This window comes from Massilia sp. CFBP9012, from assembly GCF_034045115.1.
In the GTDB taxonomy this organism is placed as follows: domain Bacteria; phylum Pseudomonadota; class Gammaproteobacteria; order Burkholderiales; family Burkholderiaceae_D; genus Telluria.
In genome coordinates, this window is the sequence record NZ_JAXCWM010000019.1 from 1 (window position 1) to 15,525 (window position 15,525).

Below are 15,525 nucleotides of genomic sequence, written 5' to 3' on the forward strand. Positions count from 1 at the left end.
TTCTGTGATTTCACTTGGATCCCCGCCTTCGCGGGGATGACGATGCATACTTTGCGTATAAATATTCCGGACACCAGTGCGCCTGCGCGGGGACGACGGGATAGGTGGTCACTGAGCCGGCGTCCATCCGCCGCCCAAGGCGCGGTACAGGTCGACGTGCGCCGCCAGCAGGCTGGCGCGCAACTGCAGCGCATTCAAATCGGCATTGAAGGCCGTGCGCTGGGCGTCGAGTTCCTCCAGATAGGAAGCGTAGCCATTGCGATAGCGATTGGCCGCCACCCGCAACACCTCGCCCGCCGCCCGGCGCCGCGCCTCGGCCTCGACCAGTTGCCGCTGCAAGCCCTCGATCGAAGCGAGCGCATTGTCCGTCTCGGCAAACGCCGTGCGCACCACCGATTCATAAGTGTAAACCGCGCGGTCGCGCACCGTGCCCGCGATCTCGGCCTGGGCGCGCAAGCGGCCCGCATCGAACAACGGCGCCAGCACGCTGCCGCCGATGCTCCACAACTCGGTCGGATCGCGCAGCAGCTGCGACAGGCTGTGTCCCTGGGCGCCCAGCGATGCCGTCAGGCGGATCGACGGCAGCAGCGCATCGCGCGCCACCGCCAGGCTGGCGTCGCTGGCGGCCACCAGGCGCTCGGCCTGGGCGATGTCGGGACGCCGGCGCAACAGTTCCGACGGCAGCCCCGGCGCCGGTCGCGGTTCGTGCAATGCCTTGAGCTCGGCGCCGCGCGCCACCGGGCCGGGGCTGGCGCCGAGCAGCAGGTTCAGCGCCTGCTCCTGCAGCGCGATCTGGCGTTCCAGCTGGGGCACGGTGGCGGCGGTCGAGTGCAGCTCGGCCTCGGCCTGCGACATCTCCAGGCGCGAGCTGTAGCCGACCTCGAACTGGTGGCGCGCCAGCTCGAACGAGCGCTCGCGCGATTCGAGGGTTGCGCGCGCCAGCGCCAGCTGGGCGTCCAGCCCGAGCAGGTTCAGGTAGCCGGACGCCGTATTCGCCGCTATCGCCAGCGCCGCGGCTTCCAGGGCCGCCTCCTGCGACAGCGATTCAAAACGCGCCGCATCCACGCTGCCGGCGATGCGGCCGAACAGGTCCACTTCATAACTGGCCTGCACCGCGCCGACCACCGAAGTGGTCTCGACCGGCTCGCCGAGCGCGCCGATGGTGCGCGAGCGCGTCGGTCCCAGCGACAGGTTCAATGCCGGCAGGCGCGCGCTGTCGGCCACGCGGATGCGGGCCTGGTATTCCTGCAACCGCGAGCGCGCGATCTTGAGGTCGCCGTTATTGTCGAGCGCACGCCGCACCAGTGCGTCGAGCGCCGGATCGCCGAAGGTGCGCCACCAGTCACGGTCGATGGCGGCGCTGTCGCCGGCGCTGGCCGTGCGCCACGCCGGGGGAACGGTCAACGAAGGTTCGGGCGCCGGCTGCGGCGCCATTGCGCAGGCCGACAGCAACAGCGGCAGCGCCGCCAGGACGAGCACACGCCGGCTCACCGCGCGGCTCCGGCGTGCGCCGTATCGATCGTGGTCACCACCGACATGCCCGGCCGCAGGCGCTGCGCCAGCGGCTGGTTCGGATCGATGCTGATCCGCACCGGGATCCGTTGAGCGATCTTGACGAAATTGCCAGTGGCGTTATCGGGCGCGATCACCGAAAACTCCGAGCCGGTCGCCGGCGAGATACGTTCGACCTGGCCGCGCAGCCGCGCGTTACCGAGTGCGTCGACGCTGAAAGTCACCGGCTGGCCCACGGCCACATTGGCCATCTGCGTTTCCTTCATGTTGGCAATCACCCACATCGTGCTTGGCACCAAGGCCGTCAGCTGCGCGCCCGCGTTCACATAGGCGCCCTGGCGCACCGTCACCTGCCCCAGCTGGCCGTCGCGCGGGGCGGTGATATGGGTGTTGGCCATGTCGATCTCGGCCAGCTTCACGGTCGCCTCGGCATTGGCCACCGCCGCCGCGAGCGCGGCGCGGTTGACGTCGACCGAGCGCAGGTTCTGGCGCGCGATCTCGATCGCGGCGCGCGACTGGTCGCGCGAAGCGCTGGCCTGCGCCTGGGTCGCGCGCGCGGCGTCGAGCTCACGAGCCGACAGCGAACCGTCGGCCGCCAGCTCTTCCACGCGGCGCAGGTCGGCCTGGGCGCGCCGTGACTGCGCCTCATTCGACGCCAGCAAGGCCTGGTTCTGTGCGATGGTCGCGCGCGCACTCGACTGGCTCTGGGCAAAGTTGGCGAGGGCCGCCTGGCGGTTGGCCAGTTCGGCGCGCGCCTGCGCCAGGCGCTGGGTGGGAATGCGCTCGTCGATACGCATCAGGAGTTCGCCCTTCTTGACCATCTGGAAATCCTGCACCCGCACCTCGACCACGTAGCCGCTCAGCTGCGGACTGATGATCGTCACCTGGCCGCGCACCAGCGCATTCTCGGTGCTCTGCAGGGTGCTGCGAAACGGCGGCAGGTTCCAGGCATACAGCACGATCAGCACGCCGGCGACGGCGATGGCGCCGAAAGCGAGTGCGCTCAGCAGGATGCGGCGGCGGGAACGGGAGGGCACGGTCGATGGTTCTGGCATATCAGTCAGTCACAGGGTCGGGTGGTGGTGGGGTTCCCGGCTTGGGCGCCGGCACGGCTTTGACCGCCGGGAAGTAATGCAGCCACACGGCATGCAGGAAGATCCAGGCCGCGCTCCCGGCGGCCAGCATGGCCAGCACCAGGAACACGTCGTTGTAGGCGAGGATATTGGCTTCGCGCGTCGCGGTGGCCGACAGCGATTGCAGGCTCTGGCGCGTCGCGGCGGCCGGATCGGCCAGCAGGCGCCCGGCCGCGGCGGCGCCGGACTGGATGCGGCTGGCCACCAGCGGATCCAGGCTGGAGAGGCCCTCGACGATCAGCGAGGAATGGTATTTTTCGCGGATCACCTGGAAGGTGCCCACCAGGCTCGAACCGAGCAGGCTGCCCAGGTTTTGCGTCAGGCCGAACAGCACCGAAAAGCTGATCAGGTTTTGCGGATTGGGGATCACGGCCCCGAGCAGCGACACCACCAGGGGCCCGAGGAACAGGGTGCCGCCGAAGGCGAGCAGGCTCTGGCTCAGGTACATCTGCTCGGGGCGGGTCTGGTTGCTGGCATGGGCATCGATCCAGGCGCCCAGCGCCATGCACAAGAGCGCGATCACCTGCGGCGATACCAGGTGCTTGACATTGATGGTCAGTGCCGACACCACGATCCCGGCCACGGTGGCGGCCAGCACGATCGCGTACAGGGTTTGCAACTGGTCGTTGTCGAGGCCCACGGCGCGCAGGAAGCCGACCGCGCCCACGCTCTGCTCCGACAGCACGATGCGCACCAGCAGCATCGACAGCGCCAGGCGCGCGATATTGCCGCTAGCCAGCCAGCGCAGGTTCAATAGCGGATTGGCGCGGTTGTGCTCGACGCATAGCGCCGCCGCCAGCAGCACGATCGCGCCCGCCAGCGCCGCCCCGATCCAGGCGCGCTCGAACCACCACTCCACGCGGCCGAAGCTGATCGCCGCGCACAGCAGCGCCATGCCCGGCGCAAACAGGGCGAAGGTGACGAAGTCGGTGGACCGGAAGGCCTTGATGTAGTCGCCCGACGGCAGCTTGAGCAGCAGCACGGCGCCCAGCGACACCAGCGCCAGTCCCAGCTCGAACAGGTACAGCCCGCGCCATTCGGCGATCTGCAGCAGGTCGTTGGAGAAAATATAGGCCAGCGGCAGCGCCAGCTGGGCCGCGCCCATCGCCAGCGCCACCCCGCGCAGGCGCCACTCCTTCTTGAAGCCTTGCAGGATGTAATACAGGCCCAGCGGCGACACCGCCGCCGCCAGCATGCCATGGGCGGCGCGCACCGCGATCGCCGAGGCCAGGTCGTTGACGAACAGGTGCGCGAAGGTCACCAGCGCATACAGCACCAGGAAGATCTCGGTGAACAGGCGCAGGCCGAACTGTTGCCGGAATTTCACCAGCAGCAAGTTCATCGAGGCATTGGCCATCACGTAGGCGGCCGGCAACCAGGTGGTTTCGGTGGAGTAGGCGCCCAGCACACCCTGCAGGTGGACCAGGTTGACGGTAACGAGCGCGTTGCCGAGACCGCCGGTAATGGTGATCAGGACGCCAACGAACAGATAGGCCAGGCGCAGCGGAGTCGGATGGGCCGGCGTGGACGGCGAGCCCGGCATCATCGGCCGCTCGTCGGGTGCCCACTCGCGCGGCGCATACTTGCTCATGCGTAATTTCCCTTGCTACTCACAGGGCGCGATGATACTCCTTGTGGGAAAAACGCGTCGGATGACACTTTCGCCACACACAAAAATATTCCTTCCGATCTGGTCAACCGGATATTGCTCTCAAGATTTACTCGTCCTAGACTCGGTTTATTCCCTGCGGAAATTGTTCCGTATGGCAGTAAATATGCACCGCGCATTTCCAGAGTCATCCATGTCGAGAACACTGTCCACCCTGATCTCCGCTTCGATTGCCGCGCTGGCCATGCTGCCCGCCGTGGCGCACCTGCAGGAATTGCCTGCCACTGCAGTCATTACCAGCACTGCGGCGCTCGATTACCGCATGAACGAGCGCATCGTCCAGGTTCCGGCCGGCGACGGCGGCGTCACGCTCGAAACCACCGTGTTCCAGCCGAACGGCGCCGGTCCGTTTCCCCTGATCGTCATCAACCACGGCAAGGATTCCGGTCGCCCCAGCCTGCAGTCGCGCGACCGCTTCTATCACATGGCCAGCGCCTTCGTGAAGCGCGGTTACGCGGTGATGGTGCCGATGCGCCAGGGCTTTTCGAAGTCGGGCGGCCGCTACCGCGACCATGGCTGCGACATGACGGCCAACGGCTATACGCAGGCCGAAGACATCCGCTCGACCCTCGACTATGCGCGCAGCCAGCCCTGGATCGATGCCGAGCGCATGGTGGTGGCCGGCCAGTCGTATGGCGGCCTGGCCACGATCGCACTCGGCACCGAAAGCCTGCCAGGCGTGCGCGGCCTGATCAATTTCGCCGGCGGCCTGCGCGACGACAGCGACCGCTGCGCCTGGCGCTCGCAGCTGGTGGCGGCCTTTGGCGAATATGGCGCCAGGGCCAAGCTGCCGAGCCTGTGGATGTATGGCCAGAACGACTCGCTGTTCGGGCCGGAACTGGCCGGCCGCATGCACGCCTCCTATGCCCAGGCTGGCGGCCGCGGCCGCCTGGTCGAGTTCCCCTCGTTCAAGCGCGATGCCCATGGGATGCTGGCCAGCCGCGACGGCGAGAAGGTGTGGCTTGCCGATACCGAACGCTTCCTGAAAGAGATCGGCATGCCGACCGCGGTCGTGGTCGACGTCGCGGCCCCGCCGAGCCAGCCGCGCACCGATTTCGCCAGTGTCGACGCCGTCGACGCCGTGCCCTTCCTGTCCGAGCACGGCCGCCGCGCCTACCGCGAATACCTGACCAAGATGACGCCGCGCGCTTTTGCCGTGTCGCCGAGCGGCGGCTGGACCTGGGCCGAGGAAGGCGAAGACCCGGAAGGCCGCGCGCTGGCCACCTGCTCGGCTAAAAGCCGCGACCCGTGCCGCCTGTACTCGGTCGACGACTACGTGGTCTGGACCGACGGCCGCCTGGAGCAGGCCGAGAAGGCGGCGGCCACCGCATCGACCGCGCCGCTGCCGGGCGCCACGCCGGCGACGGCGGTCTCGGAGCCGACCACGTCGGTCGGCAGCACCACGGTGCGCTGATCGCATAAGTAATAAACGCAGGGAATGTGACACGGCGTTGTTAAGCGGCATGCGCACGTTTCCTTGCGTGAATTTTAATTCCTTCACCGCGGGTCGATGCAGCGCAAACCCGACCGTCGTCCTACCTCCGACAATGTGCTTGACGCATTTAACGGAGAAACCAGATGGTTCGGTTCTATCGCGCCTGCGCCGCCCTGTTGACGGCGCTGGGCATCCTTGCCGCCCCGGCCTGCAGCGCGGCGAATAACTATCCCGTCATCCTCGTCCACGGCTTCCTCGGCTTCGGGCCCGAGGAATTCCAGCACAGCGGTTTCAACTACTGGGGCGGCTACGGCGACATCGCCTCGCAGATGCAGATCTACCGCGGTCCGCGCGCCGTATTCGCCGCGGCGGTCGGGCCGATCTCGTCCAACTGGGACCGCGCCGCCGACCTGTATGCCCAGATCAAGGGCGGCTGCGTCGACTATGGCAAGGCCCATGTGCGCGACCACGGCTTGCCCGGTCAGGTACAAAAGCCCCCCGGCAAATGCTGGGCCGCCGATCCGCGCAATAATCCGCAAGACTATCCGCTGGCCCTGTATCCGGCCTGGGACCAGGACCACCCGATCCACTTTATCGGACACAGCCAGGGCGGCACCACGATCCGGGCGCTGATCGAACTGCTGGAACATGGCTCGCCCCAGGACGAAGGCGACGGCGAACTGTTCAAGGGCGGTAAGGTCGGCTGGATCCGCAGCGTGACCACGATCTCGGCGCCGCACAACGGCACCACCCTGACCGATGCCGTGTTCAACATCCTGCCGGGCATCCGCCTGCCGCTGCGCGACGTGCTCGGGCACCGGGTAGCGGGCTGGGAACTGGCGCCGGACGGCGCGCGCGAATTTAACTTGTGGGCGCGCACCTCGCCGCACATCTATTATTTTTCGGTCGGCACAGTGGCCACCGAAGGCGGCGCCTGGTGCTGCAACGGCACCGACCGCATCGTCGCCCCGGTCCAGACCACCTTGTTCCAGTATGCGCGCGCCGACATGATCCCCTATTTCAAATCCTTCGCCGGTGAGTGGATCGTGCCCTCGGTGGCACAGCGCGGCATGGGCAGCTATACCCTCGACCTGCCCAACCGGGTACGCATCGACAGCGGCTGGTTCTCGAACGACGGCGTGGTCAACACGATCAGCATGCGCTCGCCAAACGGCCACCCGGCGCGCGACTACGACGGCACGGCCCTGCGCGGCGCCTGGAACTTCCTGGGCAACTACAAGGGCTACGACCACTTCGACATCCTGAACTGGCCTAACCAGGGGCCGTCGGCCGACAAGCTCTATGAGCAGGTCAGCGACATCATTTTTGCGCTGTAGGATTTACGCGAGGCTCTCGATGCGCACGATGTGCATGCGGTCGGGCCGGTCGACCAGCATGCATACCTTGCCGCTGCGCTTGCAGTGGTCCTGCACGCGCCAGTAGTCGCCATGGCTCAGGCAACCGGTCTGGCAGATCACCAGATCGGCCGCCAGCAGGCTCGCTTCCAGCTCGACTGGCAAAGCCTCGTCGACCCGCGCAGCATGCCCGGCCAGTTCGCGCGAATGCAGCTGGCGCATCAGTGTGTGCACCCGCGCCTGCAGGGATTCTATCTGGCGGCCCATGGTGGCGCGCCGCTTCAAGCCAGGCGCAGCCTCTTCGAGCGCGGCGCGGTCCTCGCGCTCCCAGGCCAGCGCGGTGAGGCTGCGCATCGCCGCCACGCGCGAGCGCATCAGCTGTGCATCGAGGCCGCGAATGCGCTCGGCCTGCTCGCGTAACAGCACGGTGCAGCGCGCCTGAACCTGGGCATGGGCCCGCAGCAGCGCGCCATGCTCGCATAGCAGTCGATCGACGTCCTGTTCGGCAAGCATGGCATCCCCTTTCGAAGGGTGACGCAAGTTGCGCCACAGCCGCCATCTTAAATGAGAATTATTCTCATTTCAATGAAGACCCTTCGGCAACCATGGACTCGCGGACAATAGGCGCCGATCAATGCGCGCTGCGCAGGCTCCTGGCCAGGTCCGACAAGCGGTACGGCTTGCTGACGAAGGCGAACTCCCCCAGCCGCGAGCGGTCGAGCTTCAGTGCCGGTTGCGGGTAGCCCGAGGCCAGCATCACCTTCACGTTCGGGTAGTTGTTGCGCGTGTAGGCCGCCAGCTCGATGCCGTTCATCCCGTTCGGCATCACCACGTCGGTAAACAGGATGTCGACGTCGCGGCTGGCCAGCAGGTTCAGGGCGTCGTTGCCGCTGGCGGCGGTCATCACATCGTAGCCCATGGAGAGGAACAGCGAGGACGCAACGTCCAGCAGGTCGGGTTCGTCCTCGACGATCAGCACCGTCTCGGTCTCGATCTCGGCCAGGTCGTGCGCGTGCGAGGTGACGGCCGGCAACCAGATAATGATGCTGGTGCCCTCGCCCACGGTGCTCTCGATGGTCACCTCGCCGCCCGACTGCTTGATGAAACCATACACCTGCGACAGCCCCAGGCCGGTGCCCTTGCCGATTTCCTTGGTGGTGAAGAAGGGTTCGAACGCGCGCGCGATGGTCTCGGGCGCCATGCCGGTGCCGCTGTCGCTCACGCTCAGGCGCACATAGGAACCGGACGCCAGCGCCGCGTGCTCGCCCTGCGCCAGCGCCACGCCCGCGGTCTCGACCACGATGCGCCCACCGCCCGGCATGGCGTCGCGCGCATTGACCACCAGGTTCAGCACCGCCGACTCAAGGCGAGCCGCATCGATGACGGCGTTCGGCGCACTTGGATCGAGCTTGAGCACGAAGTCGATCGACGAATTGGCGGCGCGCCGCAGCACCGATTCGAAGCCGCTGATGATGCGGTTGACGTTGCGCGTCTCCGGCTCCAGCGGCTGCTGGCGCGCGAAGGCCAGCAGTTGCTGGGTGAGCGTGGCGCCGCGGTCGATCGCGCGCCGCATGCTGTCGAGCGTCTTGGCGTCGCCGCTTGGACTGCGCTGCATGCTCAGGATCTCGAGGCCGCTCGAGATCACCGACAGCAGGTTGTTGAAATCGTGCGCGATGCCGCCTGTGAGCTGGCCGATCGATTCCATCTTCTGGGCCTGGAACAGCGCCGCCTGGGCTTTGTCGAGCGCCTCGGAAGCCGCTTTCTTTTCGGTCAGGTCGCGCGTGATCTTGGCATAGCCCAGCAGGCGTCCATCGTCGCCGCGGATGGCGTCGATCACGACGTTGGCCCAGAACCGGGTGCCGTCCTTGCGCACGCGCCAGCCCTCGGCTTCGTAGCGGCCGACGTCGCCGGCCGTCGTGAGCGCGCGCGCTGGCAGGCCGCGCAGGCGGTCTTCATCGGTATAGAACAGCGAGAAATGGTGGCCGACGATGTCGTCCTGGCTGTAGCCCTTGATGCGCTGGGCGCCCAGGTTCCAGTTCGACACCACGCCCTCGGGCGTGAGCATGTAGAGCGCATAGTCTGTCACGCCCTGCACCAGCAGGCGGAAGCGCTGCTCGCTCTCGCGCAGCAAGTCCGCGGCCTGCTTCTTGTCGGTGACGTCGCGCGTGATCTTGGCGTAGCCGATCAGCTCACCCCGGTCGTCGCGGATCGGATCTATCACCACATGGGCCCAGAAGCGGCCGCCGTCCTTGCGCACGCGCCAGCCTTCGGATTCGTAGCGGCCGTGCTCGAGCGCTTCGGCCAGCGCCTGCGCCGGCAGGCCGGTGGCGCGGTCCTCCGGCGTATAGAACCGGGAGAAATGCTGCTGCAGGATCTCGTGCTCGACGTAGCCCTTGAAACGCTGGGCGCCGGCATTCCAGCTGGTGACGTATCCTTGCGGATCGAGCATGTAGATCGCGTAGTCGCTGATGCCGGCGATCAGGTACTGGAAGCGTTGCTCGTCGGTAAGCGTCTGCTTGACGGGTAGAGAAGTGTCCATTGGGCGATACCGCGTCCTTGTCTACGGGGTCAAAAAAGTAGCCCATCATACATCTGCTCTTGCTGAACACGCCATGCGAGAATATGTACGTGCGCATCGGTAACCAGTTGTCAGGCCGACTAGCCAGAATGGCAATGCGGCGCGGCATTGGGTGTTGAAAAACATTCTATATAGAATGAGATACCAGCTTTTCACGTTACAATGAGCGTTGTTCCCTGCTCGTTACAAAGCGGCTCCATGACCCAGGCATCTCCCGACCAACTCGACATCAGCGGCTGCGACCGCGAACCGATCCGCACGCCGGGCAGCATCCAGCCGCATGGCTTCATGCTGACGCTGTCGCCTGCGCTCGAGGTGCTGCAGGCGAGCGCCAATCTCGCCGGGTGGGCCGGCGTCGACGCCGGCGCCGTGATCGGCCTGCCGCTGGCCGCCGCGATCGGCGAAGCGGCCGCCTCCCAACTGGCCCAGGAACTGGGCAGCGGCACGCTGGGCCAGCGCCCGACCTACCTCGGCACCGTCACGACCGGCAACGGCCAGCACTTCGACGTGCTGGCGCACGCCTGGGACGGCCTGGTGATCGCCGAATTCGAATCGGTCATGCGCGCGCAGCCGGCCGATTTTCGCCACCTGTACCCGCTGATCACCGACTTCCTGGCGCGCGTGGGCAGCCATGCCTCGATTCCGGCCCTGACCGACCTGGCCGCGCACCACGTGCGTTCGGTGACCGGCTACGGCCGAGTGATGGTCTACCAGTTCGACCCCGCCGGCCATGGCCGGGTGGTGGCCGAATCGAAGGCGGACGATTACGACTCGTATCTTGGCCAGTCGTTCCCAGCCAGCGATATCCCGACCCAGGCGCGTGCGCTGTACACGCTCTCGCCGATCCGCGTGATCCAGGACGCCAACTACGAGGCCGCCCCGCTGGTCCCGGACGTCAATCCGGCCACCGGCGCGCGCAACGACCTGTCCTTCGCCGCCCTGCGCAGCGTCTCGCCGGTGCACCTGCAATACATGCGCAATATGGGCACGCTGGCCTCGATGTCGGTGTCGCTGATCGTCAAGGGCCAGTTGTGGGGCATGATCTCGTGCCACAACGCCACGCCCTGCCAGGTGTCGGTCGAGAAGCGCACCGCCTGCGAACAGCTGGGCCAGATCCTGGCGCTGTGCATCGAGTCGCGCGAGGATGCGCGCGAACTGCAGTTCCGCCTCGACGTGCGCCGCATCATGGTCGAGATGCTGGGCCGCCTGACCAAGGGTTCCGACTTCATCGACAACCTCTCCGGCGTGTTCCCCGAACTGCTGCGCTTTGCTCGCGCCGGCGGCGTGGCGATCGTGGTCGACGACCGCATTCTCACGTATGGCGACACGCCGAATGACGAAGCGATCCGTTCGCTGGCCACCTGGCTCGCGGTGCACGGTCACGAGGTGCTCCATACCAATCACCTGGCCGGCGCGTACCCGCCGGCGCAGGACCTGACGCGCAATGCCAGCGGCCTCTTGGCGCTGCCGATCTCGCGCATCCACCAGCACTACCTGCTGTGGTTCCGTCCCGAGCTGGTGCAGACCGTGGAATGGGCCGGCAACCCGTATGAAAAACAGGCCCCGGCCAATGCGCCGACCAGCCTGTCGCCTCGCCAGAGCTTCGCCGCGTGGCGCGAGACCATCCACGGCCACAGCCTGCCGTGGCATGCCGCCGAGATCGAGCTGACCACCGAGTTTCGCAGTGCGCTGCTGGGCATCGCGCTCGAGCGCGCAGAACAGATGGCCGAACTGGCCGAAGAACTGGGCCGCGCCAACAAGGAGCTCGAGGCGTTCTCGTATTCGGTGTCGCACGACCTGCGCGCGCCGCTGCGCCACATCGCAGGCTTCTCGGACCTCTTGATCGAATCGGCCGGCAGCGAAGACGTGGCGATGCGCCAGCGCTTTTTAAAGAACATCAAGGAATCGGCGCGCCTGGCCGGCAAGCTGGTCGACGACCTGCTGTCGTTCTCGCAGATGGGCCGCGCCGCCCTGCGCCCGACCAATATCGACATGACCGACCTGGTGTCGGGCTGCATCGACAAGCTGGCCCTGGACATCGGCCAGCGCAAGGTCGACTGGCATATCGAAGGCATGCCGGTGGTCTGCGCCGATCCGGCCTTCCTGCACCTGGCGATGTTCAACCTGCTGTCGAACGCGGTCAAGTTCACGCGCGAGCGCGAACAGGCTGTGATCCGGATCACCTGCGACGAGGCCGCAGACGAATTCGTGTTCCACGTGGCCGACAACGGCGCCGGCTTCAATCCCAACTACGTGCACAAGCTGTTCGGCGTATTCCAGCGCCTGCACCGGATGGAAGACTTCCAGGGCACCGGCATTGGCCTGGCCAACGTACGCCGCATCATCGAGCGCCATAACGGCCGCGTATGGGCCGACTCGATACAGGGCGAAGGGGCAACGTTCTCCTTCACCCTTCCAAAACAACCCATCAATCCGTAAACCGCACCATGCTCAAACCCATTCTTCTGGTCGAAGACAATCCGCACGACCTCGAACTGACGCTGATCGCGTTGTCGAAGAGCCAGCTGGCCAATGAAGTCGTGGTCGTACGCGACGGCGCCGAGGCGCTCGACTACCTGCACCGGCGCGGCGAGTTCGCCGACCGCCAGCTGGGCAGCCCGGCCGTGATCCTGCTCGACCTCAAGCTGCCCAAGGTCGATGGCCTCGAAGTGCTCAAGGAAATCCGCAACACCGATGGACTCAAGCCGGTGCCGGTGGTAATGCTGACGTCGTCCAAGGAAGAGCAGGACGTGGTGCGCAGCTATGCGCTGGGCGTGAATGCCTATGTGGTCAAGCCGGTGGACTTCAATGAATTCGTGCGCGCGATCGCCGATCTTGGCATCTTCTGGGCGGTGCTGAACGAGCCGCCGCCAGGCTCGCACCGCTACATCAAGCCGAAATGAGTCGCGTTTGACGGCTTGCCTGCGGCGCGCCTGGCGCGCCGCAGCAGGTGACGGATGCGCGCGCTCAGCGCTTCCGGATGGTAGGGTTTCTGCAGCAAATGGACCGATGCATCCAGTTTTCCTTCATGGGTCAGCACGCCCTCGGCATAGCCCGAGGTGTACAGCACCTCGCATTCCGGCAGCTTGCTGCGCACGATCTCGCCCAGTTGCAGGCTGGTGAGCGGCCCGGGCATCACCACGTCGGTGAACACCAGGTCGATGTGACGCCCCTGCTCGATGATCGCCGCTGCCTGCGCGGCATCCCCCGCCTCCAGCACGTCGTAACCGAGCGCGGACAGGATGCCGCAGGTCGACGAGCGCACGTCTTCTTCGTCCTCGACCACCAGGATGGTCTCCAGGCCGCCGGCCAGCGGCAGGTGATAAGGATGCTCGCTGGCCACCTGTGGCGCCGCACTGCTGCGCGGCAGATAGATACGCACGCTCGTACCCATGCCGGCTTCGCTGCGCAGCACGATCTCGCCGCCTGACTGCTTGACGAAGCCGTAGGCCATGGACAGGCCCAGGCCAGTGCCCTGCCCGGTCGGCTTGGTAGTGAAAAACGGCTCGAAGGCGCGGGCCATTACGTCGGGCGGCATGCCCTTGCCGGTGTCGGCGATCTCGATCATCACGAAGTCGTCGGATGCTACTTCCGCCGGCCGTTCGTCGCCTGGGCCGATATTGGTGGCGCGAATGGTCAGGGTACCGCCGCCAGGCATCGCGTCGCGCGCATTGATGACCAGGTTGAGCAGCACATTATTGAGCTGGTTCGGATCGATCACCGTGCTGCCAAGGTCGGCAGCGATCTCGCTGCGGACAAAGGTATTGGCGTCCAGCAGGCGGCGCGCCATATCGTCGAGCTCACGCAGCAGGTGGCCAGGATCGATCACGATCGACTGCAGGGGCTGGCGGCGCGCGAAGGCGAGCAGGTGCGACGCCAGCTTGGCCCCGCGTTCGACGCCCGCCAGCGCCATCTCGACCCGGGAGCGCCCCGCATCGCTCAGGCCACCAACCATCCTGAGCAGTTGCAGGTTGCCGCCGATGATCTGCAGCACATTGTTGAAGTCGTGGGCGACGCCGCCGGTGAGCTGGCCGATCGCCTCCATCTTCTGCGCCTGCTGCAGCGCCGACTGGCTGGCGGCGAGCTCTTCCTGGCTGCGGCGCAGCGAGGCGAAGGCCTGGTCGCGCTCGCGCCGGGCGATGCAGGCGCCGCTGTGGTGGCGCACGCGCGCCACCAGTTCGCGCGGATCGGGCCACTTGACCATATAGTCGCTGGCGCCGATGGCGAAGGCCTTGGCCTTGATATCGGGATCGTCCTCGGACGAGAGCAGGATGACGGGAATGTCGTGGGTATCCGGATGCGCGCGCAAGCTGGCGATGACGTCGAAGCCATCGACTCCGCCCGGCATGCGCAGGTCGACGATGACGACGGTCGCATCGACCTGGCGCGCCAGGTCGACGGCGCGCGACGAGTCCGATTCATACACGAGTTGATGGCCGACACAACCTTTCAGACCGTGCGCGATGATGTCCTGGGCAAAGGATTCATCGTCAATCAACAGCACGGAGCAGCGGGTCGAGTCGTCTTCAATCATGCAACTGCGTCGCTTTCAGGCTAAAAAGGTGAATGTCTGGCACAAAGACCAAGGGTAAATTTTACACGTTTCCTATTTTACACAAGGCGCACACGCATTTCTTCATTGAAATTATCGGTTCAAGACTTGTGCAATACGTCTTAGCCCACCATATCGCAATCGATAAGCAAACACAACCCGGAGCAGGATGTGATCGACAACTGTTGCCCCCTGTGCGGGAGGCCTCTCGGGACGGTCAATATCGACCGCCACCACCTGGTCCCGAAGACCTTCAAGGGCAAGGAGCAGTTCCCGATCCACAAGATCTGCCACCGCAAGATTCACTCTGCGCTGACCGAGCGCGAACTACTGCGGCAGTATCACACCTGGGACGCGCTGCGCGGCCACGAAGACATCGCCGCCTTCATCGACTGGGTGGCAAACAAGCCGCCCGAGTTCCACACCCGTACTTACACGTCCAACAAGAAGAAGAGCCGCTGATCGATAGGCTCCCGACAACTTTCGCGCGCATCCATAGTCCAAGGTGGATTTGGGGCGCACGATGGACATCGACTGGGTCAATTTCACGCCGTGGTCGGCGCTGGCCGGCGGACTGCTGATCGGCCTGGCGGCCGGCGGCCTGCTGCTGTTCAACGGCCGCATCGCCGGCGTCAGCGGGATTCTCGGCGGACTGCTGCATCCGGCGCATGGCGAGACCGGCTGGCGCCTGGCATTTCTCGTGGGCCTGGCCTGCGCTCCCCTGCTCGTTAGCCTGCTTGCCTCGCCGCCCCACGTCGAGGTCGATGCGGGCTGGCTGGCCCTGATCGCGTCCGGCCTGCTGGTCGGCATCGGCACCCGCTACGCCGGCGGCTGCACCAGCGGCCACGGCGTGTGCGGCATGGCGCGCGGATCAAAGCGCTCGCTGGCGGCAACCGCCGCCTTCATGGGCGCCGGCTTCGCCGTTGTCTACCTGCTGCACCATGTGCTCGGGAGCGCACCATGAACAGTTGGGAATCTTGATGCTCGGCGCGCTGCTGGCGGCCATGGCTGCGTATGCGCTCGCGCGGCGCCGCAGGCTTTGCCTGCTCGGAGCGCCGCTGCAACTGCCCACCGCGACCCGTATCGACCGCTGGCTGCTAATGGGCAGCCTGGTGTTCGGCGGCGGCTGGGGATTGGCCGGGTATTGTCCCGGGCCGGCGGTGGCGTCGATCCTGGTCGGCGGCGTCAAGCCGCTGCTGTTTTTCGTGGCGATGGTGGCGGGAATGGGCGTCTACGAATTACGTCAACGGCATGGGGCTCAGCGCGCGGCGGCGTGAAGGCGCCGTAAGTG

13 protein-coding genes are annotated in these 15,525 nt (G+C 66.1%); 7 read left to right on the plus strand and 6 right to left on the minus strand.

Annotated features, from left to right (window positions below; translation table 11 throughout):
- Positions 1-108: 108 nt before the first annotated feature.
- Genes SOM61_RS24260 through SOM61_RS24270 form a run of 3 tightly spaced genes read right to left on the minus strand, consistent with a single transcriptional unit; the run spans position 109 to position 4,236 of the window.
- The gene (locus SOM61_RS24260) at positions 109-1,491 is read right to left on the minus strand and encodes an efflux transporter outer membrane subunit (protein ID WP_320476460.1); all 1,383 of its coding nucleotides are present in this window, start codon (positions 1,489-1,491) and stop codon (positions 109-111) included.
- On the minus strand, positions 1,488-2,549 hold the full coding sequence (locus SOM61_RS24265) for an HlyD family secretion protein (RefSeq protein WP_320476461.1): 1,062 nt from the start codon (positions 2,547-2,549) through the stop codon (positions 1,488-1,490). The genes SOM61_RS24260 and SOM61_RS24265 overlap by 4 nt, the downstream gene beginning before the upstream one ends.
- 19 nt (positions 2,550-2,568) lie before the next feature.
- The gene (locus SOM61_RS24270; RefSeq protein ID WP_320476462.1) at positions 2,569-4,236 is read right to left on the minus strand and encodes an MFS transporter; all 1,668 of its coding nucleotides are present in this window, start codon (positions 4,234-4,236) and stop codon (positions 2,569-2,571) included.
- A 211-nt stretch (positions 4,237-4,447) separates the two neighbouring features.
- Here SOM61_RS24270 and SOM61_RS24275 point away from each other — a divergent pair, with 211 nt between their 5' ends.
- Together SOM61_RS24275 and SOM61_RS24280 are read left to right on the plus strand one after the other, a co-directional pair.
- The gene (locus SOM61_RS24275) at positions 4,448-5,728 is read left to right on the plus strand and encodes a dienelactone hydrolase family protein (RefSeq protein ID WP_320476463.1); all 1,281 of its coding nucleotides are present in this window, start codon (positions 4,448-4,450) and stop codon (positions 5,726-5,728) included.
- Positions 5,729-5,892: 164 nt separating this feature from the next.
- Entirely contained in the window at positions 5,893-7,086 is a 1,194-nt protein-coding gene (locus SOM61_RS24280; protein ID WP_320476464.1) for an esterase/lipase family protein, read from the plus strand.
- 3 nt (positions 7,087-7,089) lie between these two features.
- Here SOM61_RS24280 and SOM61_RS24285 read toward each other — a convergent pair whose 3' ends face one another.
- Positions 7,090-7,617 (minus strand): DUF2325 domain-containing protein, encoded by a 528-nt coding sequence (locus SOM61_RS24285; RefSeq protein WP_320476465.1) that lies wholly within the window; start codon positions 7,615-7,617, stop codon positions 7,090-7,092.
- A 118-nt stretch (positions 7,618-7,735) separates the two neighbouring features.
- Positions 7,736-9,643, minus strand: a complete 1,908-nt coding sequence (locus SOM61_RS24290) for a hybrid sensor histidine kinase/response regulator (RefSeq protein WP_320476466.1) — start codon at positions 9,641-9,643, stop codon at positions 7,736-7,738.
- Between the two features lie 237 nt (positions 9,644-9,880).
- On the opposite strand from SOM61_RS24290, the gene SOM61_RS24295 reads away from it, so the two are divergent.
- Both SOM61_RS24295 and SOM61_RS24300 read left to right on the plus strand, forming a co-directional pair.
- On the plus strand, positions 9,881-12,121 hold the full coding sequence (locus SOM61_RS24295) for an ATP-binding protein (RefSeq protein WP_320476467.1): 2,241 nt from the start codon (positions 9,881-9,883) through the stop codon (positions 12,119-12,121).
- A gap of 8 nt (positions 12,122-12,129) precedes the next feature.
- Positions 12,130-12,585 carry a response regulator gene (locus tag SOM61_RS24300; protein WP_320476468.1) on the plus strand — a complete coding sequence of 152 codons (456 nt, stop codon included), beginning with the start codon at positions 12,130-12,132 and terminating at the stop codon, positions 12,583-12,585.
- On the opposite strand, the gene SOM61_RS24305 is transcribed toward SOM61_RS24300, so the two are convergent.
- The gene (locus SOM61_RS24305; RefSeq protein WP_320476469.1) at positions 12,567-14,216 is read right to left on the minus strand and encodes a response regulator; all 1,650 of its coding nucleotides are present in this window, start codon (positions 14,214-14,216) and stop codon (positions 12,567-12,569) included. The genes SOM61_RS24300 and SOM61_RS24305 overlap by 19 nt on opposite strands.
- A 189-nt stretch (positions 14,217-14,405) precedes the next feature.
- Between SOM61_RS24305 and SOM61_RS24310 the strand changes: the two genes are divergently transcribed.
- From SOM61_RS24310 to SOM61_RS24320, 3 genes are all read left to right on the plus strand, one after another.
- Positions 14,406-14,696 carry a hypothetical protein gene (locus SOM61_RS24310; protein ID WP_320476470.1) on the plus strand — a complete coding sequence of 97 codons (291 nt, stop codon included), beginning with the start codon at positions 14,406-14,408 and terminating at the stop codon, positions 14,694-14,696.
- Between the two features lie 61 nt (positions 14,697-14,757).
- A complete protein-coding gene (locus SOM61_RS24315; RefSeq protein ID WP_320476471.1) occupies positions 14,758-15,198 on the plus strand; it encodes a YeeE/YedE family protein in 441 nt (146 codons plus the stop codon).
- Positions 15,199-15,202: 4 nt separating this feature from the next.
- Positions 15,203-15,511 (plus strand): DUF6691 family protein, encoded by a 309-nt coding sequence (locus SOM61_RS24320; protein ID WP_320476472.1) that lies wholly within the window; start codon positions 15,203-15,205, stop codon positions 15,509-15,511.
- The last annotated feature ends 14 nt before the right edge of the window (positions 15,512-15,525 follow it).

What these genes read in the sequence shown, in the direction of transcription:
- SOM61_RS24270 (WP_320476462.1), bottom strand. Translation starts at nt 4,236, where the DNA reads ATGAGCAAGTATGCGCCGCGCGAGTGGGCACCCGACGAGCGGCCGATG.
- SOM61_RS24275 (WP_320476463.1), top strand. Translation starts at nt 4,448, where the DNA reads ATGTCGAGAACACTGTCCACCCTGATCTCCGCTTCGATTGCCGCGCTG.
- SOM61_RS24280 (WP_320476464.1), top strand. Translation starts at nt 5,893, where the DNA reads ATGGTTCGGTTCTATCGCGCCTGCGCCGCCCTGTTGACGGCGCTGGGC.
- SOM61_RS24285 (WP_320476465.1), bottom strand. Translation starts at nt 7,617, where the DNA reads ATGCTTGCCGAACAGGACGTCGATCGACTGCTATGCGAGCATGGCGCG.
- SOM61_RS24290 (WP_320476466.1), bottom strand. Translation starts at nt 9,643, where the DNA reads ATGGACACTTCTCTACCCGTCAAGCAGACGCTTACCGACGAGCAACGC.
- SOM61_RS24295 (WP_320476467.1), top strand. Translation starts at nt 9,881, where the DNA reads ATGACCCAGGCATCTCCCGACCAACTCGACATCAGCGGCTGCGACCGC.
- SOM61_RS24300 (WP_320476468.1), top strand. Translation starts at nt 12,130, where the DNA reads ATGCTCAAACCCATTCTTCTGGTCGAAGACAATCCGCACGACCTCGAA.
- SOM61_RS24305 (WP_320476469.1), bottom strand. Translation starts at nt 14,216, where the DNA reads ATGATTGAAGACGACTCGACCCGCTGCTCCGTGCTGTTGATTGACGAT.
- SOM61_RS24315 (WP_320476471.1), top strand. Translation starts at nt 14,758, where the DNA reads ATGGACATCGACTGGGTCAATTTCACGCCGTGGTCGGCGCTGGCCGGC.